Source organism: Pantoea sp. X-Soil-TKNS-1279, assembly GCF_059730565.1.
Map to the genome: position 1 here is coordinate 2,583,743 of NZ_AP035948.1, position 22,967 is coordinate 2,606,709.

General features: G+C 51.7%; 20 protein-coding genes. 11 read left to right on the forward strand and 9 right to left on the reverse strand.

Features of this window, described 5'->3' with window-relative positions; genetic code table 11:
• Positions 1–14: 14 nt before the first annotated feature.
• The 5 genes from AC6I8N_RS12195 to AC6I8N_RS12215 all read right to left on the reverse strand — a co-directional run bounded on the left by AC6I8N_RS12195 (position 15) and on the right by AC6I8N_RS12215 (position 10,777).
• Positions 15–3,443, reverse strand: coding sequence for a glycosyltransferase family 2 protein (locus tag AC6I8N_RS12195; RefSeq protein WP_497829142.1), 3,429 nt, complete (start codon positions 3,441–3,443; stop codon positions 15–17).
• A gap of 160 nt (positions 3,444–3,603) precedes the next feature.
• On the reverse strand, positions 3,604–7,131 hold the full coding sequence (locus AC6I8N_RS12200; RefSeq protein WP_497829143.1) for a glycosyltransferase: 3,528 nt from the start codon (positions 7,129–7,131) through the stop codon (positions 3,604–3,606).
• A gap of 164 nt (positions 7,132–7,295) precedes the next feature.
• On the reverse strand, positions 7,296–8,135 hold the full coding sequence (locus tag AC6I8N_RS12205) for a hypothetical protein (RefSeq protein WP_497829144.1): 840 nt from the start codon (positions 8,133–8,135) through the stop codon (positions 7,296–7,298).
• A 39-nt stretch (positions 8,136–8,174) separates the two neighbouring features.
• A complete protein-coding gene (locus AC6I8N_RS12210) occupies positions 8,175–9,158 on the reverse strand; it encodes a radical SAM/SPASM domain-containing protein (RefSeq protein ID WP_208724117.1) in 984 nt (327 codons plus the stop codon).
• A gap of 320 nt (positions 9,159–9,478) precedes the next feature.
• On the reverse strand, positions 9,479–10,777 hold the full coding sequence (locus AC6I8N_RS12215) for a FliC/FljB family flagellin (RefSeq protein ID WP_497829145.1): 1,299 nt from the start codon (positions 10,775–10,777) through the stop codon (positions 9,479–9,481).
• 337 nt (positions 10,778–11,114) lie between these two features.
• Between AC6I8N_RS12215 and fliD the strand changes: the two genes are divergently transcribed.
• Genes fliD through fliT form a run of 3 tightly spaced genes read left to right on the forward strand, consistent with a single transcriptional unit; the run spans position 11,115 to position 13,328 of the window.
• Positions 11,115–12,551 (forward strand): flagellar filament capping protein FliD, encoded by a 1,437-nt coding sequence (gene fliD, locus AC6I8N_RS12220; RefSeq protein ID WP_021182882.1) that lies wholly within the window; start codon positions 11,115–11,117, stop codon positions 12,549–12,551.
• 10 nt (positions 12,552–12,561) lie between these two features.
• On the forward strand, positions 12,562–12,969 hold the full coding sequence (gene fliS, locus AC6I8N_RS12225; RefSeq protein WP_021182881.1) for a flagellar export chaperone FliS: 408 nt from the start codon (positions 12,562–12,564) through the stop codon (positions 12,967–12,969).
• Positions 12,969–13,328: a flagella biosynthesis regulatory protein FliT gene (gene fliT, locus AC6I8N_RS12230; RefSeq protein ID WP_021182880.1), complete on the forward strand. Its 360-nt coding sequence runs from the start codon at positions 12,969–12,971 to the stop codon at positions 13,326–13,328. The genes fliS and fliT overlap by 1 nt, the downstream gene beginning before the upstream one ends.
• A gap of 57 nt (positions 13,329–13,385) precedes the next feature.
• Here fliT and yedD read toward each other — a convergent pair whose 3' ends face one another.
• A complete protein-coding gene (gene yedD, locus AC6I8N_RS12235; protein WP_497830688.1) occupies positions 13,386–13,853 on the reverse strand; it encodes a lipoprotein YedD in 468 nt (155 codons plus the stop codon).
• A gap of 150 nt (positions 13,854–14,003) precedes the next feature.
• Between yedD and AC6I8N_RS12240 the strand changes: the two genes are divergently transcribed.
• Positions 14,004–14,327 (forward strand): DUF6388 family protein, encoded by a 324-nt coding sequence (locus tag AC6I8N_RS12240; protein ID WP_208724116.1) that lies wholly within the window; start codon positions 14,004–14,006, stop codon positions 14,325–14,327.
• A 197-nt stretch (positions 14,328–14,524) separates the two neighbouring features.
• Here the strand turns inward: AC6I8N_RS12240 and iraP are convergent, their stop codons facing one another.
• A complete protein-coding gene (iraP, locus tag AC6I8N_RS12245) occupies positions 14,525–14,818 on the reverse strand; it encodes an anti-adapter protein IraP (RefSeq protein WP_021182877.1) in 294 nt (97 codons plus the stop codon).
• Between the two features lie 137 nt (positions 14,819–14,955).
• On the opposite strand from iraP, the gene AC6I8N_RS12250 reads away from it, so the two are divergent.
• Complete coding sequence (locus AC6I8N_RS12250) at positions 14,956–15,195, forward strand: DinI-like family protein (RefSeq protein WP_013509539.1); 240 nt, start codon at positions 14,956–14,958, stop codon at positions 15,193–15,195.
• Positions 15,196–15,212: 17 nt separating this feature from the next.
• Here the strand turns inward: AC6I8N_RS12250 and AC6I8N_RS12255 are convergent, their stop codons facing one another.
• Positions 15,213–15,479, reverse strand: a complete 267-nt coding sequence (locus AC6I8N_RS12255) for a hypothetical protein (protein WP_021182875.1) — start codon at positions 15,477–15,479, stop codon at positions 15,213–15,215.
• Between the two features lie 169 nt (positions 15,480–15,648).
• On the opposite strand from AC6I8N_RS12255, the gene AC6I8N_RS12260 reads away from it, so the two are divergent.
• Both AC6I8N_RS12260 and AC6I8N_RS12265 read left to right on the forward strand, forming a co-directional pair.
• Positions 15,649–15,912: a hypothetical protein gene (locus AC6I8N_RS12260; RefSeq protein ID WP_208724114.1), complete on the forward strand. Its 264-nt coding sequence runs from the start codon at positions 15,649–15,651 to the stop codon at positions 15,910–15,912.
• A gap of 286 nt (positions 15,913–16,198) precedes the next feature.
• On the forward strand, positions 16,199–17,410 hold the full coding sequence (locus AC6I8N_RS12265) for a diguanylate phosphodiesterase (RefSeq protein ID WP_497829146.1): 1,212 nt from the start codon (positions 16,199–16,201) through the stop codon (positions 17,408–17,410).
• Positions 17,411–17,664: 254 nt separating this feature from the next.
• Here AC6I8N_RS12265 and fliE read toward each other — a convergent pair whose 3' ends face one another.
• On the reverse strand, positions 17,665–17,976 hold the full coding sequence (fliE, locus tag AC6I8N_RS12270) for a flagellar hook-basal body complex protein FliE (protein ID WP_021182870.1): 312 nt from the start codon (positions 17,974–17,976) through the stop codon (positions 17,665–17,667).
• Positions 17,977–18,207: 231 nt separating this feature from the next.
• Between fliE and fliF the strand changes: the two genes are divergently transcribed.
• From fliF to fliI, 4 genes are read left to right on the forward strand one after another with little or no spacing between them, the layout of a single operon-like run.
• Entirely contained in the window at positions 18,208–19,923 is a 1,716-nt protein-coding gene (gene fliF / locus AC6I8N_RS12275) for a flagellar basal-body MS-ring/collar protein FliF (RefSeq protein WP_497829147.1), read from the forward strand.
• Positions 19,920–20,912, forward strand: coding sequence for a flagellar motor switch protein FliG (fliG, locus tag AC6I8N_RS12280; RefSeq protein WP_021182868.1), 993 nt, complete (start codon positions 19,920–19,922; stop codon positions 20,910–20,912). The genes fliF and fliG overlap by 4 nt, the downstream gene beginning before the upstream one ends.
• A complete protein-coding gene (gene fliH / locus AC6I8N_RS12285) occupies positions 20,905–21,606 on the forward strand; it encodes a flagellar assembly protein FliH (RefSeq protein WP_021182867.1) in 702 nt (233 codons plus the stop codon). Before fliG ends, fliH begins: the two co-directional genes overlap by 8 nt.
• Positions 21,606–22,967, forward strand: a complete 1,362-nt coding sequence (gene fliI, locus AC6I8N_RS12290; protein ID WP_021182866.1) for a flagellar protein export ATPase FliI — start codon at positions 21,606–21,608, stop codon at positions 22,965–22,967. Before fliH ends, fliI begins: the two co-directional genes overlap by 1 nt.

Genomic DNA, 22,967 nt, shown 5'->3' on the forward strand with positions numbered 1-22,967 from the left:
GTAATGTGTCACGGTTATTGGAGATCTACACCGGCCTGCTGCCAAAAGGTCGCAAGCGTGTTTGTCGTTAACTGGTTTTCGCGGGTTACTGGCGACACCACTGCTGGCTCAACGTTCTGAAGCCATTCACGTAAGCGAGTAATCCAAACATTGTCTTTATTCCTTACCGCTGTTACTGACCCGCCGTGTGCCAACGCGATATGCTCACTGCACAACACCGGAAGCGAAGCCGCCTGGTAATGCAGCAGGGGTAAATTATCTTTGAAGCGGTTTTCATCATTGTTGAGACGAAACAGCACCGCCAGATTGACTTGCAGGGATATGATGTCATCAGCGTTCACTAGCACAGAGTGCGTTCGATGTATTTCACTCACACCGGCAAACCAACCGGCGGGAACATCGCCACGAATGACCCAATCGATAAATCCCGCGGTTTCGTTGATGACAGGGGCAAAGAAGCGCTTATCAGCATCACTTAATTGCAGAGTGTCACATAACACCCGCAGTTTCGTGCCGCGTGGGGCGACTTCTAACTGCAGTTTTGGCATGACCACCAACGATGGCAGGGAATAGACCGTTTGCTTGCGTTTTTGCAGCCAGAGTTTTAATTCTTCGTTGCATACCAGCCAGCCTGCGAGCCAATCGGCATGCAACAGTCCCTGGACCGTTTGCTGATTGATGCCAGCCTCAGGTAAGCAATACGTCTGGCAACCGGTCATGGAGGTAATCGACTTAAGATGCCCCAGTTGGCGTTCGCCCACCTCCGCCGATATGATCAGCATGTCTGGCTGTAAGCGCACCAACACCCAAGGCGCGAGGGCATCATATGTGAGCAACGCAATCTGTTGTTGCTGCGCCATCGCGCTCAGTATCTCTCCCAGGTAAGCGCTGGCGGGCATGCCGTTATCTCCCTGTACCCAAACGACGCGTGGGATGTTTGCCTGGGCGAATGCTGGCCACATTTGCTTGACGCTTTCATCAACCGTGAAGGGTTCGCCATACAGAGAATGACTGGGGTGATAGCCAGGGTCACAGAATAGACTTCTGCCCCATTGCTGCTGAAGATGCGAAGCCTCGACAGAAGATGGATTAAATCCACGCGCATCAGCATCAGTTGCGACTACACTATGGGGCGTCCAGATGGACAGGTAACCGGCTTGCGCGACCTTGAGGAAAAAATCGATTTCCGCCAGAGCAATGTCGCCATAACTCTCGTCCAGTCCCTTCATCTCATGCCAGCATGTTTGGCGAACCACCAGGCATTGCCCATCTAACAGGCGAGAATAACGGTCACTTTGCAGGAAACCGGCGGCGATCATCGAATCCCAACGTTCGCCCTTACCAATGTGCCCGGCAAGGCCACGATAACCACCAATGATGCCAGCCGACAGGATATGCTGCTCCGTATGGATCAGTTTTGGACCAACCACAGCCACTTCCTGACGTTGAGCGTGATTCATCAGCGCAGAAAGCCAGTTATCACTAAAGAAAATCAGGTGAGGTTCGATAAAGCAAAGAAAATCGCCTTTGGCGTGTTGCGAAGCACGATTGCGTAATATTACAGGCTGCCAGCCGACAGTAAGATTAATCACCCGGATACGCGCAGGATCAATGCTTGCGAGTCCCTCCAGCCATGTATTGATCGTGCTATCACTATGTTGATGATTGATCACCAGCAATTCGGTATTTGCCCATGCGTTATATTGCAGCAAACTGGTGATTGCACGTTCAAGAGCCGCCAGTTTGTTGCCCGCCAGCAGTATTAAAGAAACCAAGGGTTGCGCTCGATGATGGTACACAACACGCATCGGCAAACCGGGTTGTACCTCTACGGAGGCCGTCGGATAACCTCGTTGGATCGTCAACGCGTTTAGCGCCTGAGCAGCCTCATCACTCTCCTCGGTGTGCACTTGCGGCTGCGGCAAAATACAGATCAGGTCTGGATAATGCCGAATAGCCATAACACCGGCATGGAGATAAAGTTGTTGCAGCACGCTAACGTCCAGTGCCTGCGTTAAATGGGCTGTATCCAGCCATTGAGCGAATGCACTTCGCGCCAGCAGGCAGCGTTTCAGATAGATTTCGGGTGCGTTACTGAACAGATCCCAATCCCATTGCGGTTTGAGATGTGGAACCGGCTCACCGTTAGCATCAAGCCATAACTCGTCGGCATACACCGCCTGCACTTGCGTCTGACTCGCAAGGAAATGTGCCAGGCCCGGCCAGCAATCAGCGCTATAAAAACCACCAGCAGGAATACACTGCAACCAATCAAAAGTATCCTCAGCAACCTGCCGTGCCAACCACCCTCGCCAATGCGTCAGTGCAACAACCTCAACACCTTGCCTTGCGGCATCCTGACGCGATGTAACAATGACAACAGCCACGTAAGCAGGACGTTCAGCCAGCGTATCAAGCGTTAACGACAAGCGATCGGGATGTTCAGCATCATCAAAAATCGTGATAAGCAAACGAGGCATCTGCGTAAATTGCAGTTTGCTTTTCAGCGCAGGTGTCAAACTTCGGTTCACCAACCAATTTTCCAGGCGTCCTTCCCAAACCGTTTGCTGAAATTCTCTGGCTGCCTGCTGTGAAGAGCTCACCAGATGGTCAAGCTGTGACGCAGTCTGTTTACGGCGCTCAAGTAACACATCATGCATCTCTCCGATGTTACTGCGCACCCTCTCCAGGGTCCCAGGTTTGTCATCCCAACAATAGCCTAATCCATTTAGATCATTGATCGTTGCGGGTGTTACCGCATGCTGTTCATAGCCCCTGGCCGTCAACGCCACCACCGGACAACCACAGAGCACGGCTAGCAATCCTGTTCCCGAGGATTCATAGGTGTATAACGTACGGGTAGTTTTGAGTATTTCGGCGAGTTGTGGCAACGATAACGGATTACGCATGGAGAGAATCTGTATATCCGCAGGCAATGACGCGAAGTCAACGGCAGATTCTGGAACTCGATTCAGGTACAGCACATCACGATTACGTTTACGCTGCTCATCACAAAACAGGTCAAGGTCATAACACTCAATATTGAGAATATTGGCGTGGTGGTGCTTTGCAGCGAACTCCGGTCGATACCAATAAAAGAGGTCGCCCACCTTGTCTTGTAATGTATTGCCATTAATTGCCGACTCACGGTTCAACATATATCGCACCACGACCGGAGCCTGATGTGGATTCCCGCTGACAACTTCTGGATAAACAGCAATAAACAGGCCGCCGCGCAAACGGTAGTCACGCAACTCTTTCCCGGTCACCGCCGGGGTATTCCATTCTGGATTGACCTTACAATTCACCATCCATGCGCGTCTGCCACTTTCATTTAACAGATGGCACAAGCGATGCATAACCTGCACGCCAGCAGAAGAGTCGCGGTAATCTGGCGCGATAATGAAATAAGGGAAATTTTCGTCCTGAATAGTCGTCATCATGGTTACGCGTATATTGAGCGGCAAGTGTTGCCGGGCAAATTTTCTCTATAGTAGCCATGACAGGTGACAACCAATCCCTAAAACAGAGGGCAAAAACGCGGCATTTTTCATATCAAAGGAAACAGGCTGGATGGGATACCCAGCCTGCGTGCCACAGTAATCAGGCGCTCCAGGCTTTGAGCCAGTTATCAACATGAGTGCCTTTGAGCATCCACTCTTCACGCACCTGCCGCTGGAGGGCGAGACCGGTTCGTTCACTTTCATTCAGGTCATTAAGATGCATACGGATCGCATCGACCCAATCTTTGAAGCGATTTTTCACGCGAGTCACCGGTAAGTTAGTGTGGCGATAACATTGGACATCGCTGCACACCACCGGGATGCCACAAGCGCCATACTCCATCAAGCGCAGATTGCTTTTGCAATCGTTGAAGATATTATCCTCTACCGGTGCCAGAGCCAGATCCAGATTCAGTGCAGCCAGCGTGGCCGGATAAAGGCTGATGTCCACACCTGAATGATGTTCATGCACGTAAGGGCGCAGTTTCTCCGGGCACATCCCCATGAACACCCATTCCACTTCGTTGGCAAGCGCTTTGACCACATCCGCTATCATTTCCAGGTCCCCCTGATGACTGGAGCCACCAGCCCAGCCGACACGAGGTTTACGCCCTTGCCCACGTAGACTGTGTAGCCCTCCCCACCAGTTAACCGGCAAACGGTTAAGCACCACCTGAATATCAGGGTGGAAAGACGACAGGGCCTCTGCTAGTGGCTGTGTCGACACCACGAAGCGGTCAAAATAGCTCAGGCTTTTACGTAAATGCCCCGATACTTCCTGCCGGAAATTGGCGCGGTTGTAGTGTTTCATGGGCAAATTAAGAATATAGTCATCCAGCTCAAACACTTTGAACATTTCGGGAATCTTACCGGCACGCTCTATCCAGGTATGAAAGGCAGGTGCATACCGGCGCTGGATAATCAAACTGTCTGGACGATACTGTGCCACCTCACTCAGGTTAAGCAATGAGAGAGAGGCATTACCCTGTGCCTTGCCTTCCATTTGCATCGCGTGCAAGGGTTGCAGCATACGATAGTGACCGCAACCCGCCGTATCTGAGTGATGGAGTAACAGCTGTGGTAAACCCGCACTTCTCACTGGCTGCCAGCACATTTCACTGTCATTGCTGATATCAAAATGTCGACCACGTTGCGACAGGTTGGTGTTATACGCTGGGTCGCGTCCAACTAACGGTAACCAGCGCTGCAACAGCAAATCCTCTTCCTGTTGCTTGAGTCGCGCCGCAGCCTGGATCGACACGCCCACAAACGGACGTTTTCGATCTGCCGCCCGCAATACACGGGCATAGGGCGTCCACACTGTCAGGTAGCCTTGATTTCGGGCGCGCAGGCAAAGATCAACGTCAGTGAATAGCGTCAGGGTTTCATCGAAACCATTCAGAGCGGCAAACACCGTAAAACGAACCAGCATAAAGTCGCCTGATACGGCACTGTAGTTTTGATCGAGATGTAGGCGTCCAAGCGCAGACGGAGCCTTATCGTCCTGGCCGCGAAATACATCGCCAGCGATGCCATTAACACCAAGGACAAAGCCCGCATGGCGCACTTTATTATCCGCCGACAGTTGCTTGCCTCCCACAATCGCCACTTCCGGGCGTTGCGCGTGATTGAGCAAATTCGCCAGCCACTCGCCATCCGTAATGGCTAGCTCACTGTGCAGAAACATCAGGTATTCGCCCTGTGCATGTTCTGCTGCCAGATTCGCCATTGCGCCCTGATGCCATTCACCGTCGTAACGCACGACGCGGATACGCTCTACATCAACGGTTGCAATCGCCTCAAGCCAGTTATCGCGCTCCTGGCTACGCTGATTGTCAGCCACGATCATCAACTCGTAATGCTGATAACGTGTCTTCTCCATCAATGTTGTGACACAGGTGATCAACGCCGCCAGGCTTTCCCCGGCCAGAATGATTATGGAAACCTTGGGTTGATCAGCATGGTTATAGCGCAGCCGATAGTTGTAGTAGCCATCAAGCGCAATTTCCGCCTCTGCATAACCACGGTTGTGCAGATGACGCTGGATAATCTGTGCATCCTGCGCAATATCTCGTGGTCGAAGATGAGCTGTCAGAAGTGGTTCCGCGAGGTGACCGACGACATTCAACCCCTGCGATTCAATCAGTTTGACGATCAGATCCAGTTCAGCTGACTGGTTAAAATTGATGTCAAACCCCTCTGCTGCGAGTAACAGTTCACGACGAAATAGCCAGTGTCGTGCCATGGACTTCGGTGAACTGAGCAACATATCCAGATTGAAATCCGGGCGGAATGCCAGACCTGCGGGTTGCTGTTCAATATAGAAATACTCATCTGCATACAGCGCCAACACGTCATCCCGTGATGGCAAAGTGGTAGACAACGCCATTAGCCCGGAGAGATTAAAACGTGTTCCGGCCTCAACACACATCAACCAAGTGTACGTCTGTTCAGCAATGAGCTGGTTAATTATCGCAAGTCGGGATTCAGCTGATGCAGGCCAGGCTGGGACTCCCTGCGTATTGTCAGTTACCTCACCGACCAATAAAGGGTTAAGTACCAATAATGGCGAAGAAAAATCACTCAGGGATGTTAACGTGTCATTCAGCTGCTCTACATTTTCAGGCGTGACGATAATGATGATCGCAAGGCTCGCAGGCTGTGGTGCACGATCGCTCAACTGTTGCAGCGCCGCCTGGTGAACCGGCTTCAGACTCCGTACCGCATTCCAGTGAAAAAGCGTACTGAGACTGAGTGCATGATATTGCAACTGCCTGACATTATGCTGCGTAAATGCCGCTGGCTGTGATAAGGGCGCAACAGAGATGAGCTCTGATGGCCCTTTTGCGCTGCTCTGCCAGGATGCTTGCCGCAAAAACTGAATCACTCTCTCTCGCGACGTCCGAGCCGGCTCGTCATCCTCGATCTGATGAGGTTGAGGATGGACATCAGAAACGCGTACTGCACAGAGTGGGGTCGGGAACCAAACCGCATCACCTTGTGCTAACAATTTGCTATACAAAACCAGTGCACCTGCTGGTGCTAATGTTTCATTCTCAAGGGTGAACAGCGCCTCTGGTTCTGGCATCAGTGCCAACAGGCACTCCCGCCTGATTAAGGTCGCACTGAGGTCACCGATCAGGTTGTAGCTGAGACGACATTGATAACGCAGCAGGTCGGTACCCTTTACCAGCCCCGGTTGTGGCAAAAATGCCGCTGTGGATAACGTATCCGCCACATCCTCACCGCCTGCATCAAGTCGCTTACGTTTGGAGACAGCCAGCACCGCCTGAGGCAGGCTTTCTAACGCCTGGACCATCGTTGAAACACATTGAGGTGCCAATTGATCGGCAAAACTCAGCAACTTAATGTATTTGCCTTGTGCCGAATGGATCGCTTCAGCCAGTGCTGTTGAGTACCCAGCTGGAAAGATTAAGTGCCTGACGGTATGTCCTGGCTGATTGAGATAAGGTTGTAACCGTTGACCAATAAACTGTTTGCCACTGGTATCGGAGACCAGAATCTCACAATGCGGATAGTCCTGTGCCAGGGCGCTTTTAAGCGCTCCCTCCAGCCATACGGGAACGTGTGCAGTGATAATAATGCTGACAAGTGGAGAGTGATTCATCAGAGGCCCTTCGCTGGAATACGTTGCGCCAGCACTCTTTGTCAGGCGCAGAAAGACGAGTATTCCTCATGATAAAGACCCTCTCTGGATTCAATCCGTCGAGCAACACCGTGAATCGCCGCCTATTCATACCGTTTTGGTCAGCAATCAGGCGCTGCTGAATGTCATATGGCCGGTGATTTTGGCGAAAGTTTTAAGAAACGCATAACACCCGGACGTCGCTCGGAAGTCAGTAGTAAACGGTTGTCGTCGGTTAAATCACGCAGCTCAGCCAGATGGAGTGTGGCACGCTCGACAGGTTTAAGCAGCTCGAGGTCAAATAACTGACTTGCTGTGCGCAATAACCTTGTATAACGTGGCAAAAAATCATCAACCCAATGATGAATTTCAATGATAACAGTACAGGATTGCAGCAACGAAAGTGTTTTTTCGCTCAACAATTCAAACTCAAACCCTTCAATATCCACCAGTACAAACGCGTTGTTCCTTTCCTCCGCAGATAGCGCGGCGAGACTCTTCTCAGTCGCCTCACCAAAAATACGCAATTCACCGGGTGAACCATTGTTTTGCCAATTTTTGGCGATGACTTCGCGCCCTTTTTCCGTTATTTCAAAGCAAGATGTCTTGTTAAATTTACCGGAAAGCAGCATCCCAATAGCATAATATCCATCAGCAGCACCAATATCGATAAATCGGCTGTACTGATCGGGATTTATTTCTCCGACAATATCAAGAATCTCTTTTTCATATAAACCCAGACATTGTGACGCAAGATCAAGCTTACCCCACCAGGTATTACGATCGAGTTTCATGCCAGTAAAAGGACCGTATTTAACATGGCCCTCTAACTGTTCAAAGACTTCAAGTGAAATACGCTCCTGGCGTTCCCGAATCGTCTCCGTACGCCATTGTTCCCGCTGCGCTGCTGTCGATTGAGTTGCACGCATCAGCATGGGTTCGAAATAGCGACTTTCACCAGTAATAAAATCTTCAATGTCTCTCATGTCTTTTCTCTTTGATAAAATGCCCGGAAATGCCTTGATTTATAACGCCTGTAATATACGCTTGCGTTCAGCATCATCTTCTTCACGGCTATAGTCCGCAACAGTACAAGAAGCACAAATTCCTTTTTTCAGGCCAAAATCAAATAACCCTTTACGGAAATTACTGAGCATTTTCCCAGCATAGATGTCATAGATTGACAACGTCTGTAAACTCCCTGCTGAAGCAAGATTAGTCTTGTCATCAAGAAAACTTTCGCAGCAAGGTTGAACCGTACCGTCATAGAAAATAGTGAATTCTCTAAATGGCTTCACACAGGGCTGCGTACGAATCGCACTGCTCGCAACATGTTCTGTTAATAATCCCGCGCGATTTGTGCCGCTTTTGCGCCAGTCTGGCCATTGAACCTTAATTTTTACGCCCCGCAGGCTGAACTCAATATTCGTTGACTGCGTCACATCATCTACACTGAAATCGGCAAACAAGTGTTCGCAACCCAATCGCTCGACAATTTTATGCACTCGCCGACAAATGGAGGATGCACTTTGTATGACGTTCGCATTGGGATGTAACGTCACACATATGGCATCCAGTCCACTTTCAGCTAAGGTAGCCAGGCGTTCGCTGTCCAGATAATCCCCATTACTGTTAAATGCCACATGGGTATAGGGTAACGTGCGTTTTATCAAAGCAATTTTGCTTTCCAGTGCCAGGTCCATTAACGGTTCGTTATAAAGATTTAACGAGATGCGATTCTCATAACGAACTGCCGCCAGTTCATGACAGATCTTTTCTAATAAAGTCTGGTCCATGAAGCGTTGCACTGACTGACGATTTGAAAAACTTACCGGGCAATAATCGCACTTCCGGTTACAACTGTATGAGAGCTCCAGGTTGACGATTTCAACGTGTCGTTTAAACATGATTTGTTTCTGAATATCCGTCAGTAGCGCACTGCGACGATTATCTAACAAATTCATAATGCTTTCGTCTGAACCGAAACTGATCTGATCGAAATAGTTCATTGAAACTCTCCTGCTTATCCCCTCCGGTTTGACAAGTTATCTGCTCTTACCGAAGCCAGAATGGGATGACTCTGCTAAAGTGCCAGGAGGGATCCGGGCGGTTAAATGAGATTAAAATTAACACCGGGTAAACCGTTTCAATCGTGAGATAAAGGCCTAATTCACGACTATTTGCCGCCGACATATTCACCCTGGTGAGCGTGTTCTGGCTTGCAGAAAGCAAAAAACGAAGGGTGTATAAACACCCTTCGTTTACGTTAATCAGATTCAGTAACTCGTTATGCCAGACAAGTCTGTTTGGATAACGCCTGTTACGCTGATTAGCCTTGCAGCAGAGACAGAACCTGCTGAGGTACGGCGTTAGCTTTCGCCAACACGGAGTTACCTGCCTGCTGGATGATCTGTGCTTTAGACATGTTCGACACTTCTGTTGCGTAGTCCGCATCCTGGATACGTGACTGCGCTTCCGACAGGTTCGTCGTGGTGTTGTTCAGGTTGGTGATAGCAGAGTCCAGACGGTTCTGCACCGCACCCAGGCTTGAACGGTAGGTATCAACTTTAGCGATAGCTTTATCCAGCAGCGCCAGCGGGTCAGCCGTTGCTGCACCAGCGAATTCTGTGGTTGCAGTCACGCCACCGGTAGAGCTCAGTTCGATACCTGAAGTTGTGCCAGAAGTCGCAGCAGTTGCATCGGAGCTGTTTGCCAGCAGGCCAGAAGACACGCTGTAGTTTTTGTCCTGGATGGTGACGTAGGCAGTTGCGTTGCCGCTGCTGTCGGTGCCAACTTTAATCAGCTGACCGCTCTGTACCGCGCCGTTAGTGGCGATACCGTTAGATTCGTCACCGTAAGAAACGTCGGTGGTGTTCAGTTCAACTTTACCGGCATCTGCACCGCTGTTATCAACAGATACAGAGTAGTAATCGCTGCCAGACTGAACAACATATTCGTTGGTGCCAGAGATCTGGTGCAGAGACAGAGTACCGCTGCTCACGCCCAGTTTGGTTGCTACGTCTGACATGTCAACATCAGTCATCACGCCGCCAGTATCGGCAACCTGAGTAACCGCGTCGGTCACATCCAGAGAGTTTTTAGAAACAGAGAAGCCGCTCAGACCCAGAGTTGAAGAGTCGATCTGCTCCAGGTTGATGTCGATGGTTTCGCCATCGTTAGAACCAACCTGAATGCTCATTGAGCCGTTTTTAGACAGCACGTTCACGCCGTTGAAAGTGGTCTGGTCAGACACACGGTCGATTTCATCCAGACGTGATTTGATTTCGTCCTGGATTGAAGACAGGTCGGAATCAGAGTTGGTACCGTTCTGTGCCTGTACGGTCAGTTCACGGATACGCTGTAAGTTGTTGTTGATTTCAGACAGTGCGCCTTCAGTAGTCTGCGCAGCAGAGATACCGTCGTTGGCGTTACGAGCTGCCTGAGTCAGGCCGTTGATGTTAGAAGTGAAGCGGTTAGCAATTGCCTGGCCCGCTGCGTCATCTTTAGCGCTGTTAATACGAAGACCAGAAGACAGACGCTCAATAGAAGTAGACAGAGCAGACTGGTTCTTGTTGATGTTGTTCTGAGTGATCAGCGAGAGGCTGTTGGTATTAATGACTTGGGCCATGATAAATATTCCTGTTAATCAAGTCTTTCGGTTAAGGTGTGGGCTTCAACCCGCCGGCTTCAGCGCCGTCAAAGTTGTTATCGTCTGCCCTTAAACAACCTTTAGATTTTTTTTAGTACCAGGCAAAAATTTTTGTCTTCAGCCTGTCACGCTTATGTTTATCGCCCGACCCGCTGACTTCTTTAGATATAAATGATCACTTTTCTAGCGTCAGAAATACCCTTCTCTATATGCGCTATTCGCTTTATTACTCGCAGGTAAATAATTTTAAACTTTCCCCATCGAAAGCCGATAACCCCGGTATTCACTCTCCGTGTCGACATAAAAAGGAAACAACATGGCAAGTATCTCTACCCTGGGTGTCGGTTCAGGCCTCGATTTAAGTAGCATTCTGGATAGTCTGGAAACCGCCGAAAAAGCGTCATTAGATCCTATCTCTACTCAGCAGACCGCTTATACCGCCAAGCTGAGCGCTTACGGTACGTTGAAAAGCGCATTGACCACTTTCCAGACCGCGAATACCGCATTGAATGACGCAGACCTTTTTACTGCAACATCTGCCACCAGCAGTTCCAGTGCCTTTAGCGCCACGACATCTGGCAGCACAGTAGCCGGAAACTACACCATTAGCGTGTCACAGCTGGCACAGGCACAAACTCTGACTTCAGCAACACAGACCAGCAACAGCACCGCGCTGGGCGACAGCTCTGCCAGCAGCCGTACGATGACCATTACCCTGGTGGATGGCACCAGTAAAGACATCACCCTGACCAGCGATCAGACGTCATTGACGGGTATGCGTGATGCCATCAACAGTGCCGATGCCGGTGTTACCGCCACCATTATTAAAACCGGTGATAGCAGCTATCGCCTGTCACTGACGTCGTCAGAAACCGGCAGCGATTATGCCGTTAGCAGCATCAGCGTGACCGGCGATGACACCCTGCAAGGCATCGTGGGATATGACTCAACCTCCAGCAGCAACGCCATGACGGAAAGCGTCACTGCCCAGAACGCCAAGCTGACGGTTAACAACGTTGAAATTGAGAACAGCAGCAACACCATCAGTGATGCGCTGGAGGGCATTACGCTCAAACTTAATGACACCACCACCGGTAACGCGACATTAAGCATCACCAAAGACTCGTCGAAAGCGCAAAGCGCGATTGAGAGCTGGGTTGATGCCTATAACACCCTGCTGACGCAGTTCGACACCCTGACCAAATATACCGCGGTGGATGTCGGTTCAGATTCACAGGACTCCAGCAACGGCGCGCTGCTCGGTGACAGCACCCTGCGTACCATTCAGACGCAGCTGAAAAGCATGCTGACCAATGCGCAGAGCAGCTCAACCTATAAAACGCTGGCGCAGATCGGTATTACCACTGACCCGACATCCGGTCAGCTGGAGCTGGATTCCGATGAACTGGAAACCGCCCTGACCAGCGACCCTGATGGCGTGAAAGAGATGATCGTTGGCGATGGCACCACCACTGGCATCACCACCACCATCGCCACCAACCTGACCAGCTGGCTTTCTACCACCGGTATCGTTCAGGCGGCCACCGATGGCGTGAGTAAAACCCTGAATGATCTGACCGATCAGTACAACGATATGAGTACGCGTATCGATAACCTGATCGCGCGTTATAAAACACAGTTTACTGCCCTCGATGTTTTGATGAGTCAGTTAAACAGTACCAGTAGCTACCTGACGCAGCAGTTTGATTCTTCAAGCAGCTCCAGCACGACGACCAGTAGCTCATCCTCATAAGGAGTGATTCATGTATAGCGCAAATGGCACCCAAGCCTATGCCAAAATCGGCGTTGAAAGCGCCGTCATGAGCGCCAGCCAGCAGCAACTGGTGGTGATGCTGTTTGACGGTGCGCTCAGTGCACTGGTACGCGCCCGTCTGTTTTTGCAGGACGGAAATATGGAGGGCAAAGGTCTGTCGCTCTCTAAAGCGATCAATATTATCGAAAACGGACTCAAACAGGGTCTGGCAGAAGGCAGCGGTGATGAACTCACCGATAACCTGTTAGGGCTGTACGCCTACATGGTTCGCCGTCTGTTACAGGCCAATCTGCGTAATGACGTAGAAGCCATCGAAGAAGTTGAAGGGCTGCTACGTAACATCGCTGATGCCTGGAAAGAAGTCGCTCAACCTCAACACCTTCAGGACGCCGTTTAATGACTATCGCACCGCATCTGATTGCCATTTATCAGCAGTTACTCGATCTCAGCCAGGGAATGCTGCGCCTTGCCGCAGACGGCGAATGGGATGAATTAATCACCAAGGAGATGGAATACGTTAGTGCGGTGCAACAGTTGGCACGATCGACGCAAGATAACGCACCTTCGCTGCAAACTCAGGAGCAACTGCGCCCGGTATTACGCCATATCCTTGACAATGAGAGTGAAGTCAAACGCCTGTTACAGGCACGTCTGGATGAACTGGCACAGTTGGTTGGACAATCATCACGGCAAAAAACCATGATGAGCGCCTATGGCAAGCAAGGCAGCGTATTGGTACCACGTCAGTCAGTCTGAGTGTTACCTGAAGTAGCGGCAGCGAAACCTCTTTCCCTGCCGCTATTTTTTCAACGATTAATTCTGTGCGGCACTCTGCGTCGGACGCAAAATCTCGGGTTCAATATTCTGAATCACATCGTCATTTGGCCGTGCGGCGACTTCTTTTAATGCCTGCTGACATTCAACGGTTGGACGGTCCACTTTACGCATCCGCAAGCCATCGTAACGCAGCTCACCATTATTTAATCTCAGCGGCATCACACGTACCTGGCGTGTCACGTTAACCCATTGGTCATCCAGACGAGTCAGCTTGCCGGGTTTGGCAATAACGCGCTGCCACTGGCGGCAATCAAGCGTATCGCCCTGTGCGCCAATAATCAGACTGCCAATTGCCTGATCGCTCACCAGCTTGCGTTGGGGACCGACCGTTTGCCAGTAGCCCTGCAATTCCGCTGGCGCGGGCGTCTTCACCGCCGCTTCATAATTGTTGATTTGCGCACACCCCGTCAGCGCCAGCGCGGTCAATACCATCCACTTTTTCATCATTCGATCCCTACACTCGCTTCAATGGCGGCTACGTTATAATTTTTCCAGGGCGTTGCGCAAGGTATCTGCACAGGATCTGGCTGGTTCCTGACAAGCTGACGCATGCGCGCTACACTACGCGCCGAGTTTATTAGCAGGAACCTCCGCATGAAAACGCCAGAACAATATTACGCCCAGGCCCGAGAAATGTTTTTTGCCGCCCATCCTGATTTCCAGGCGGCGCTGGATGAATTGACAGAGAATGATGCGCAGCAAGCGGGCATGACCCTGACTGCGCTGCACCAGTGGCACGCAGAACGTATCTATGCCGCGTTCTTACGCCAGAAGAACCTCGACGGCATGCTGTTTTCTATTCAGCTTGCCGAACCGGATAAAGCGGTGGCCGCAGAGGCCATCGAAACCTACCTGAAATCTCACGCGGCGGCGTTAGGTATGACGTGGGAAGAGTTCTGTATTAAGAACGAACTTTAAACACTTCAGTTTTGCGTGGTCGCGATTTCACACCTCCTACCACTCAAAATGATCAGGATAAAGTTGTACAAGGACGTAAAACTTGTATAAGTTAGTTCTACGACTTCGGTCGTAGATTGTCCTTGAACGAATGGTGCTTTTGCACCGCCTCTGGAGGTGTTGCTGGATTTCCACCTCCAGAGGTTCTATTTTTTCACTTACTCTTCACGTTCTATCGCCTTCACTTCGACATAACGCGCCACTGCCAACAGGCGATTGATATGGGTCAGCAGCAGATCCACATCAGACTGCAAAAACTCTTCAGAGGAGCGAGACGCGGTGACAATCGCATCCTGTACCGTTTCACTGATGGTCAGCGAATTATCCTGCTTTGCCTGAATCAATAACGCGGCTAGCAACAGCGACTGCGCTTCGACCTGAGCCATCAGCTCTTTCGCTTCCACATCCATCTTTGCCATCTTAAGTAAAATATCGACGACCAACTGGCGCATGCTTCCCCTCCTGGCGTGAAAAAGTGACGTGGTGAGAGACAGGTCGAGAAAATTATCAGCTTTCCCCTTCCTGCCGCTTGATACTGTTTTTATTTACAGTAATATGGCGCTCTGATTGATTAAATGGAATGCCCTGAATGTTTGTGGAGCTGATTTACGACAAGCGCAACGTCGCAGGATTACCCGGTGCGCGCGAAATGATCTTGCAGGAACTGGAAAAACGCGTGCAGCGGGTATTTCCGGAGCTTGAGGTACGGGTCAAACCGATGGAACGGAACGCCATTGAGACCGATATGAGTAAAAATGATAAAGCCACCCTGGCACGTATCATCGAGGAGATGTTCGATGAAGCCGATATGTGGCTGGTGGCCGACTAAATCACCGCGTTGGTGGCTTAGCGCTCCTGCTCGTTATGATTGACGGCGATTTCCAAATCCTGAATCGCCTGATCAATATCGTCCAGCAGTTTTCCCTGCTTATTAATCAACGTATCGAATCGTGCGGCATACTCTTTGTCTTTATACTCACCGGCATCAAAGGCCAGCCAGTGACTGGAAAGAGTTTCGGTGTTGGTCTGCGCATAATGACGCATCTCTTTTAGCTGTGAGGTGACATCACGCAGGTAGTCAGTTTTGGTTTTGATTGCCTCTGAATCACTCATGTTATATTCCTTTTCTGTGAAAATTACCCATTTAAATAACGCCTCAGTGATTAAAGGTAGTTAAATATATCGATAACGCATTAGGAATAATCGGATCTGACTTTTCTACTGAGGCTGATGCCCGCGCTGCCGTGTGCCGGCCATGCAAATGACTCGCCGAAAAGTATCAATGCAAAAAACCCGCTCACAGGCGGGTCAAGTAACACAAAAACTACGGCAAAAATTACAACACGTCGGTCAAGTGATCGACGACAACCCTTCCGTTTACATCGGTTTGCGTAATACGGTAGCTGACATTCCAGGACCGCTGGATGCACAGTTTATCAAACAGGGAGACATGGCCCTTATGTTCACCATTCTTCCCGACAATACGCCATTCGGTAATATCTTCCTGACCGCGATTGTTGAGCCTTTGTATGCTCTGTTCTACTAAGCGATCGCTATCATCAATCTTCAAATAATCACGCAACATTGTGCTCACCTCCCGTTAACGAAGGTCACACTACGCTTTTTATTTGTCGTTTCAATCTAATATTTTTATCGTTGACCAGTACACGGTCGGATGCAGAAAGAATCCGATTTGACGTAAACAGAACAGCGCTTTTTACCCTGTCGAGCGTTTTCAGACGCTTCTCAAGATAAATAATCGCTGTCTGAGACATTTTCCCTGGATGCTCTGTTAATGTAGACCTCACAAAAATAATGTTCCGGAACCTGCCATGCTCTCAACCATCCTTTATCGCAGCCATCTCTGCGACCATGTTCCAGTGAAAAGACTGGAAGACATGGTTGAAAAAGCCAATAGAAATAATGAATTATTGGATGTGACGGGCATTTTATTATTTGACGGGCTGCATTTTTTTCAGTTGCTCGAAGGGCCAACCGATGCTGTACAGTCTATCTATGACCGGATCTGCAAAGACGCCCGCCATCAAAACCTGGTAGAGCTATTGCACGACTATGCCCCGGCGCGCCGTTTTGGCAATACCGGGATGGAGCTGTTTGATTTACGCGAACACGATAAAGCCACGGTCTTACAGGCGGTGCTCAATAAAGGAACATCAAAATACCAGCTGACCTTTGAAGACCGGGCATTACGATTTCTGCGAACGTTTGTCGAGGCCGGAGAAAAAGAGAACTATTTCGAAATCCCGCCCGGCAACACCTGGGAATTTATCGCCGACGAGCAGGAAAATTTAATCATCGATGTTCCGCAAGACGCTGCTGTCCAGTGTCATTTTGCTTTCCAGCCGATTATCGACCCCTTTTCACGCGAAGTACTGGCACTGGAAGCGCTGATTCGCAGTGCTGATGGCGGCTCACCACAAAAGTTTTTTGCCCCATACAGTCGTAAGCAGGCTTATGAGGTTGATCTCAAATGCAAAAGCCAGGCATTTAAGCTGGCAAAGCAGTTCAACATCCCGAAATTAACGCTGTCGATTAATCTGCTGCCAATGTCGCTGGTGATGGTGCCAAATGCGGTGGACTACCTGCTGGAAGAAATTCATGCCAATGGCCTGATCCCGGAGCAGATTGTGGTTGAGGTGACGGAAGATGAGGCCATCTCACGCGCCGACGAATTTACCGCCGCCATTAAACAACTCAAAGCAGCGGGCATAAGTGTGGCCCTCGATGATTTTGGTGCCGGTTTTGCCGGCCTGTCTCTGTTGGCAAAGTTCCAGCCGGACAAAATCAAAATTGACCGCAGCATTATCAAAGATGTCCACAAAAGCGGGCCTAAACAGGCGATTGTGCATGCCATGATCAAGTGTTGCGCTTCGCTGGAAATTTCCGTGATAGCGGAGGGCGTAGAGCAACCCGAAGAGTGGATGTGGCTGGAGGCGGCAGGAATCAGTAAATTTCAGGGCTTTTTGTTTGCCCGACCACAATTGAACGGCATCCCGGCTGTAGCATGGCCGGAGATACGCTAATCCCGAAAAACTTGCGCAATCCGGGGTCATGAACTAGCACGGTTAAAAATGCTTGTGATTGACATCACGATACCTGGCAAATGTGCCTGCGTGACGCTGTATTTTTCGGATAATTCTGAGATAATGACCTTGCCCCTTCAAGAGCTAAGCCATTGTGAGTGCCGGAGATAAGCGCCGGGTGGGGCATAAATTTTTCATCAAAACGGCGCGAGGAATCGCGCCGTTTTGTTTGCAGTGTCAATGCGTGATGCTGACTACACCTGCATATTCATAATATCGGTATAAGCCGACACCAGCTTGTTCCTGACCTGAATCCCCATCTGCATAGAAATCGACGATTTTTGCAGATCGACCATCACATCATTTAACGCCACGCCCGGTTTACCCAGTTCAAAATCCTGTGCCTGACTGCGCGCATTGTTTTGCGTTTCACTGATCTTATCCAGCGCCGCTTTCATGGTTGCACCAAAGTCCACCTGCTGAGTGGCGTCACTCTGCTGGCCGCTGGCTTGCAACGACGTCAGCTGAAGCTGTTGCAGAACACCATCAATTGCCTGAATCGACATGCCATTACCTCGTTGAAGATGATTCATTTTTTCACGCTGGAAAAGTTATCACACTGTCAATAAGACAAAGGCGTTAAATGACCGCAAAAACCCCGGCTTTTTCGCCCATCAAATTTCGCGATTCAGAAAATAATGCAAAGCATTGGAGTGGAATTTCATTTTTCGACGTTTCAGGGAGTCCGTTTTGTCACCACAACTCACCCGGTCAATTATGTCAGGCAGGAATCGGTCATGAATGCGAGTGCAGCCGCTACACAGGATACAACCAAGAAAGGCTTCAGTGACCTTCTCGCCCGCCTGCGCGCCAATCCGCGAATTCCCTTAATTATCGCTGCCGCTGCGGCTATCGCAGTGGTTTTTGCGTTGGTGCTCTGGGCAAAAGCCCCCGACTATCGCGTCCTTTATAGCAACCTCTCTGATGAGGATGGCGGCGCAATTGTCACTCAACTGACCCAGATGAACATTCCTTACCAGTTTGCCGAGAACGGCGGTGCACTGATGGTGCCGGCCGATAAGGTGCATGAACTGCGCCTGCGTCTCGCCCAACAAGGGTTGCCGAAAGGTGGCTCGGTAGGGTTTGAACTGATGGATAAAGAAAAGTTCGGCATCAGCCAGTTCAGCGAGCAGGTTAACTATCAACGCGCGCTGGAAGGTGAACTGGCACGAACTATCGAAACACTCGGTCCGGTCAAGAGCGCGCGTATTCATCTGGCGATGCCGAAACCGACCCTGTTCGTGCGTGAGCAGAAAGCGCCGTCGGCTTCCGTTACGCTGAATCTGCAACCAGGCCGCGCTCTGGACGAAGGTCAGATTCAGGCCGTGGTGCATATGGTCTCGAGCAGTGTGCCTGGCCTGCCGCCGGGTAACGTGACAGTGGTAGACCAGGCCGGTCGTCTGCTGACCCGTTCTGACAGCGAAGGCCGTGATCTGAACGATGCCCAGCTGAAATATACCGCCGAAGTAGAAGGCCGCTATCAGCAGCGCATCGAAGCGATTCTTAATCCTATTGTTGGCCAGGGCAATGTGCATGCGCAGGTGACAGCGCAGCTCAACTTTGACCGTAGCGAACAGACGGATGAGAAGTATCAGCCTAACGGTAGCCCTGATAATTCAGCGATTCGTTCGCGTCAGACCAGCACCAGCGAGCAGAACGGTAGCCCGTACCCGGGTGGCGTACCTGGCGCATTGTCAAATCAGCCCGCCCCAGCGAATACCGCGCCGGTGACCAATCCGCCCGCTAACAATGCCAATGGCCAGAATGCCAATGGACAAAACAATGCGGCCAATGGCACCAGCACCAGTACCAGCGAAAAGAGCGGCCCAAGCAGTTCACGCCGTGACGACACCGTTAACTACGAACTGGATCGCACCATTCGTCATACCAAGCTGAACGTCGGGGATGTGCAGCGTCTGTCGGTCGCGGTGGTGGTGAACTACCGCACTGACGACAAAGGCAAAGAAGTTGCCCTGAATGATCAGCAGATTAAGCAGATTGAAGACCTGACCCGTGAAGCGATGGGCTATTCGCAGAACCGTGGCGACAGCATCAACGTGGTGAACTCACCGTTCAATATGACCGAGCCTGCCGGTGGCGACCTGCCCTTCTGGCAACAGCAGTCGTTCTTTGATCAGTTGATGAATGCCGGTCGCTGGCTGCTGGTGGCGTTGGTTGCCTTCATCCTCTATCGCAAACTGGTACGTCCGCAGATTATGCGTAAGCGTGAGCAGGAACAGGCCGCCGCCGAAGCCGCTGCCGCCCGTGCCGCTGCGCAGGAAGAGGAAGAAGCCTATAGCGTGCAGCTCAGTAAAGATGAGCTGGATCAGGAACGCAAATCAACTAACCGCATGAGCGCGGAAGTCATGAGCCAGCGTATCCGCGATATGTCTGAAAACGATCCACGCGTAGTTGCGCTGGTGATCCGTGAATGGATGAGTAACGAACTATGAGTCTGACCGGTACTGAAAAAAGCGCCATTCTGATGATGACCATTGGCGAGGATCGTGCGTCTGAGGTGTTTAAACACCTCAACCAGCGTGAAGTGCAACATCTGAGTGCGGCCATGGCCAGCATGAAACAGATTTCGCACAAGCAGCTGACCGAGGTGTTGCGTGAGTTTGAGATGAATGCCGAGCAGTTTGCCGCGCTCAGTCTCAACTCCAACGACTACCTGCGCACCGTGTTGATTAAGGCGCTGGGCGAAGAGCGTGCTTCCAGCCTGCTGGAAGATATTCTCGAAACCCGCGAAACCACCAGCGGTATGGAAACGCTCAACTTTATGGAACCGCAGGCGGCGGCAGACCTTATCCGCGACGAGCATCCGCAGATTATCGCCACCATCCTGGTCCACCTCAAACGTGGTCAGGCGGCAGATATTCTGGCGCTGTTCGACGAACGTCTGCGCCACGATGTGATGCTGCGTATCGCCACCTTCGGCGGCGTGCAGCCAGCAGCGCTGGCCGAGCTGACCGAAGTGCTCAACAGCCTGCTGGATGGTACCAACCTCAAGCGCGCGAAGATGGGCGGCGTGAGAACCGCAGCGGAAATTATCAACCTGATGAAAACCCAGCAGGAAGAGGCGGTTATCGAAGCGGTTCGCGACTTCGACGGCGAACTGGCTCAGAAGATCATCGACGAGATGTTCCTGTTCGAAAACCTGGTGGAAGTGGACGACCGCAGCATCCAGCGTCTGTTGCAGGAAGTGGAATCCGAGCAGTTGCTGATCGCCCTGAAGGGTGCCGAACAGCCGCTGCGCGAGAAGTTCCTCAAAAACATGTCCGCCCGTGCGGCGGATATCCTGCGCGACGACCTTGCCAACCGTGGCCCGGTCCGTATGTCTGCGGTGGAAAACGAACAGAAAGCCATCCTGCTGGTGGTACGCCGTTTGGCAGAGGCAGGCGAAATGGTAATTGGTGGTGGCGAGGAAACCTATGTCTGATGCCTTTTCCGCCCGTCCGTGGCAACGCTGGCAGCCTGATGATTTAGGCCGTTCATTCGATTCTGAACCCGAAGAGCTGCCGCTGGAGTCCATCAGCGACGAAGTGCTGAGCGCCGAAGATGAACAGCAACAACAACTGGAGCGTCTGCAACAGCAGATGCGCAAAGAGGCGCAAACGCAGGGCTACAGCGAAGGCTACCAGAAAGGTCATGCTGAATCGCAGCAACATGGCTACGACGCTGGTTTCCAGCAGGGCCTGGCTGACGCCCAACAGCAGCAGGCGCCGTTGCAAGCGCGTATGCAGCAACTGGTGACAGAGTTTCAGCACACGCTGGAGTCGCTCGATAGCGTGATTGCCGCACGTTTGATGCAGTTGGCGCTGGAAGCCGCACGCACCGTTATCGGTCAGGCAACGACGGTCGATGGCAGCGCGCTGCTGCGTCAGATTCAACAGTTGATTCAACAGGAGCCGATGTTCAGCGGGAAACCCCAGCTACGCGTGCACCCGGATGACCTGCAACGAATTGAACAAACCCTCGGCCCGACGCTGGATCTGCACGGTTGGCGTCTGCTGGCCGACAGTACCCTGCACCCTGGCGGCTGTAAACTCAGCGCCGAGGATGGCGATCTCGACGCCAGCGTAGCAACACGCTGGCAGGAATTGTGCCGCCTGGCGGCACCGGGAGAGTTCTGATGAGCACGCGCCTCAATCGCTGGCTCGGGGCGCTGGACGCCTTCGAAGATCGTATTTCCCAGGTGCAGACCGTACGTCGCTATGGCCGCCTGGTTCGTGCCACTGGCCTGGTTCTGGAGGCCACCGGCCTGCAACTGCCGCTGGGTGCCACCTGTATTATTGAACGTCATGACGGCGCGAATATCACTGAAGTAGAAAGTGAAGTGGTCGGCTTTAACGGCCAGAAACTGTTTCTGATGCCGCTGGAAGAAGTGGACGGGATTTTGCCCGGTGCTCGCGTTTATGCGCGTGTCACCGGTGATAACGCGCATAGCGGCAAACAGCTGCTGCTCGGTCCACAACTGCTGGGTCGGGTGCTTGATGGCAGCGGTAAGCCACTTGATGGCCTGCCCTCCCCGGAAACCGGCTATCGCGCGCCGTTGATCACCGCCCCTTTCAACCCGTTACAACGTACCCCGATTGAGGATGTACTGGATACCGGCGTACGCGCTATCAACGCCCTGCTTACCGTCGGACGCGGGCAGCGTATGGGCCTGTTCGCTGGTTCCGGCGTCGGCAAAAGCGTGCTACTCGGCATGATGGCACGTTACACCAAAGCCGATGTGATTGTGGTTGGCCTGATTGGTGAACGTGGCCGTGAGGTTAAAGAGTTTATTGAAAACATTCTCGGCGCCGAAGGCCGGGCACGTTCGGTGGTCATTGCAGCTCCGGCTGATGTCTCACCGCTGCTGCGTATGCAGGGCGCGGCCTACGCCACCCGCATCGCTGAAGATTTTCGCGATCGCGGTCAGCATGTGCTGCTGATTATGGACTCACTCACCCGCTACGCTATGGCCCAGCGTGAGATCGCGCTGGCTATCGGTGAACCTCCTGCCACCAAAGGTTATCCACCTTCGGTGTTTGCCAAATTGCCCGCGCTGGTGGAACGCGCCGGTAACGGTACGCATGGCGGCGGCTCCATTACCGCCTTTTATACCGTTCTGACCGAAGGTGACGACCAGCAGGACCCGATTGCCGACTCCGCGCGCGCCATTCTTGACGGACATATCGTGTTATCGCGCCGTCTGGCGGAAGCGGGACATTATCCGGCAATAGATATTGAAGCCTCGATCAGCCGTGCCATGACCGCGTTGATCGATGAAAACCACTACGCCCGCGTGCGTCAGTTTAAGCAACTGCTCTCCAGCTTCCAGCGCAACCGCGATCTGGTCAGCGTGGGGGCCTACGCCGCAGGTAGCGATCCGATGCTGGATCGGGCCATTAAGCTCTATCCACAGATGGAAGCCTTCCTGCAACAGGGGATTTTCGAACGCAGCGACTACGACGATGCCTGCCTGCATTTACAGGCGATGTTCGGTTAA

What these genes read in the sequence shown, in the direction of transcription:
- AC6I8N_RS12215 (WP_497829145.1), bottom strand. Translation starts at nt 10,777, where the DNA reads ATGGCCCAAGTCATTAATACCAACAGCCTCTCGCTGATCACTCAGAAC.
- AC6I8N_RS12255 (WP_021182875.1), bottom strand. Translation starts at nt 15,479, where the DNA reads ATGAGTGATTCAGAGGCAATCAAAACCAAAACTGACTACCTGCGTGAT.
- AC6I8N_RS12205 (WP_497829144.1), bottom strand. Translation starts at nt 8,135, where the DNA reads ATGAGAGACATTGAAGATTTTATTACTGGTGAAAGTCGCTATTTCGAA.
- AC6I8N_RS12260 (WP_208724114.1), top strand. Translation starts at nt 15,649, where the DNA reads ATGCAAAAAACCCGCTCACAGGCGGGTCAAGTAACACAAAAACTACGG.
- fliT (WP_021182880.1), top strand. Translation starts at nt 12,969, where the DNA reads ATGACTATCGCACCGCATCTGATTGCCATTTATCAGCAGTTACTCGAT.
- fliG (WP_021182868.1), top strand. Translation starts at nt 19,920, where the DNA reads ATGAGTCTGACCGGTACTGAAAAAAGCGCCATTCTGATGATGACCATT.
- fliI (WP_021182866.1), top strand. Translation starts at nt 21,606, where the DNA reads ATGAGCACGCGCCTCAATCGCTGGCTCGGGGCGCTGGACGCCTTCGAA.
- AC6I8N_RS12200 (WP_497829143.1), bottom strand. Translation starts at nt 7,131, where the DNA reads ATGAATCACTCTCCACTTGTCAGCATTATTATCACTGCACACGTTCCC.
- AC6I8N_RS12265 (WP_497829146.1), top strand. Translation starts at nt 16,199, where the DNA reads ATGCTCTCAACCATCCTTTATCGCAGCCATCTCTGCGACCATGTTCCA.
- yedD (WP_497830688.1), bottom strand. Translation starts at nt 13,853, where the DNA reads ATGAAAAAGTGGATGGTATTGACCGCGCTGGCGCTGACGGGGTGTGCG.
- AC6I8N_RS12240 (WP_208724116.1), top strand. Translation starts at nt 14,004, where the DNA reads ATGAAAACGCCAGAACAATATTACGCCCAGGCCCGAGAAATGTTTTTT.
- fliH (WP_021182867.1), top strand. Translation starts at nt 20,905, where the DNA reads ATGTCTGATGCCTTTTCCGCCCGTCCGTGGCAACGCTGGCAGCCTGAT.
- fliE (WP_021182870.1), bottom strand. Translation starts at nt 17,976, where the DNA reads ATGTCGATTCAGGCAATTGATGGTGTTCTGCAACAGCTTCAGCTGACG.
- AC6I8N_RS12210 (WP_208724117.1), bottom strand. Translation starts at nt 9,158, where the DNA reads ATGAACTATTTCGATCAGATCAGTTTCGGTTCAGACGAAAGCATTATG.
- fliS (WP_021182881.1), top strand. Translation starts at nt 12,562, where the DNA reads ATGTATAGCGCAAATGGCACCCAAGCCTATGCCAAAATCGGCGTTGAA.
- fliD (WP_021182882.1), top strand. Translation starts at nt 11,115, where the DNA reads ATGGCAAGTATCTCTACCCTGGGTGTCGGTTCAGGCCTCGATTTAAGT.
- AC6I8N_RS12250 (WP_013509539.1), top strand. Translation starts at nt 14,956, where the DNA reads ATGTTTGTGGAGCTGATTTACGACAAGCGCAACGTCGCAGGATTACCC.
- iraP (WP_021182877.1), bottom strand. Translation starts at nt 14,818, where the DNA reads ATGCGCCAGTTGGTCGTCGATATTTTACTTAAGATGGCAAAGATGGAT.
- AC6I8N_RS12195 (WP_497829142.1), bottom strand. Translation starts at nt 3,443, where the DNA reads ATGATGACGACTATTCAGGACGAAAATTTCCCTTATTTCATTATCGCG.
- fliF (WP_497829147.1), top strand. Translation starts at nt 18,208, where the DNA reads ATGAATGCGAGTGCAGCCGCTACACAGGATACAACCAAGAAAGGCTTC.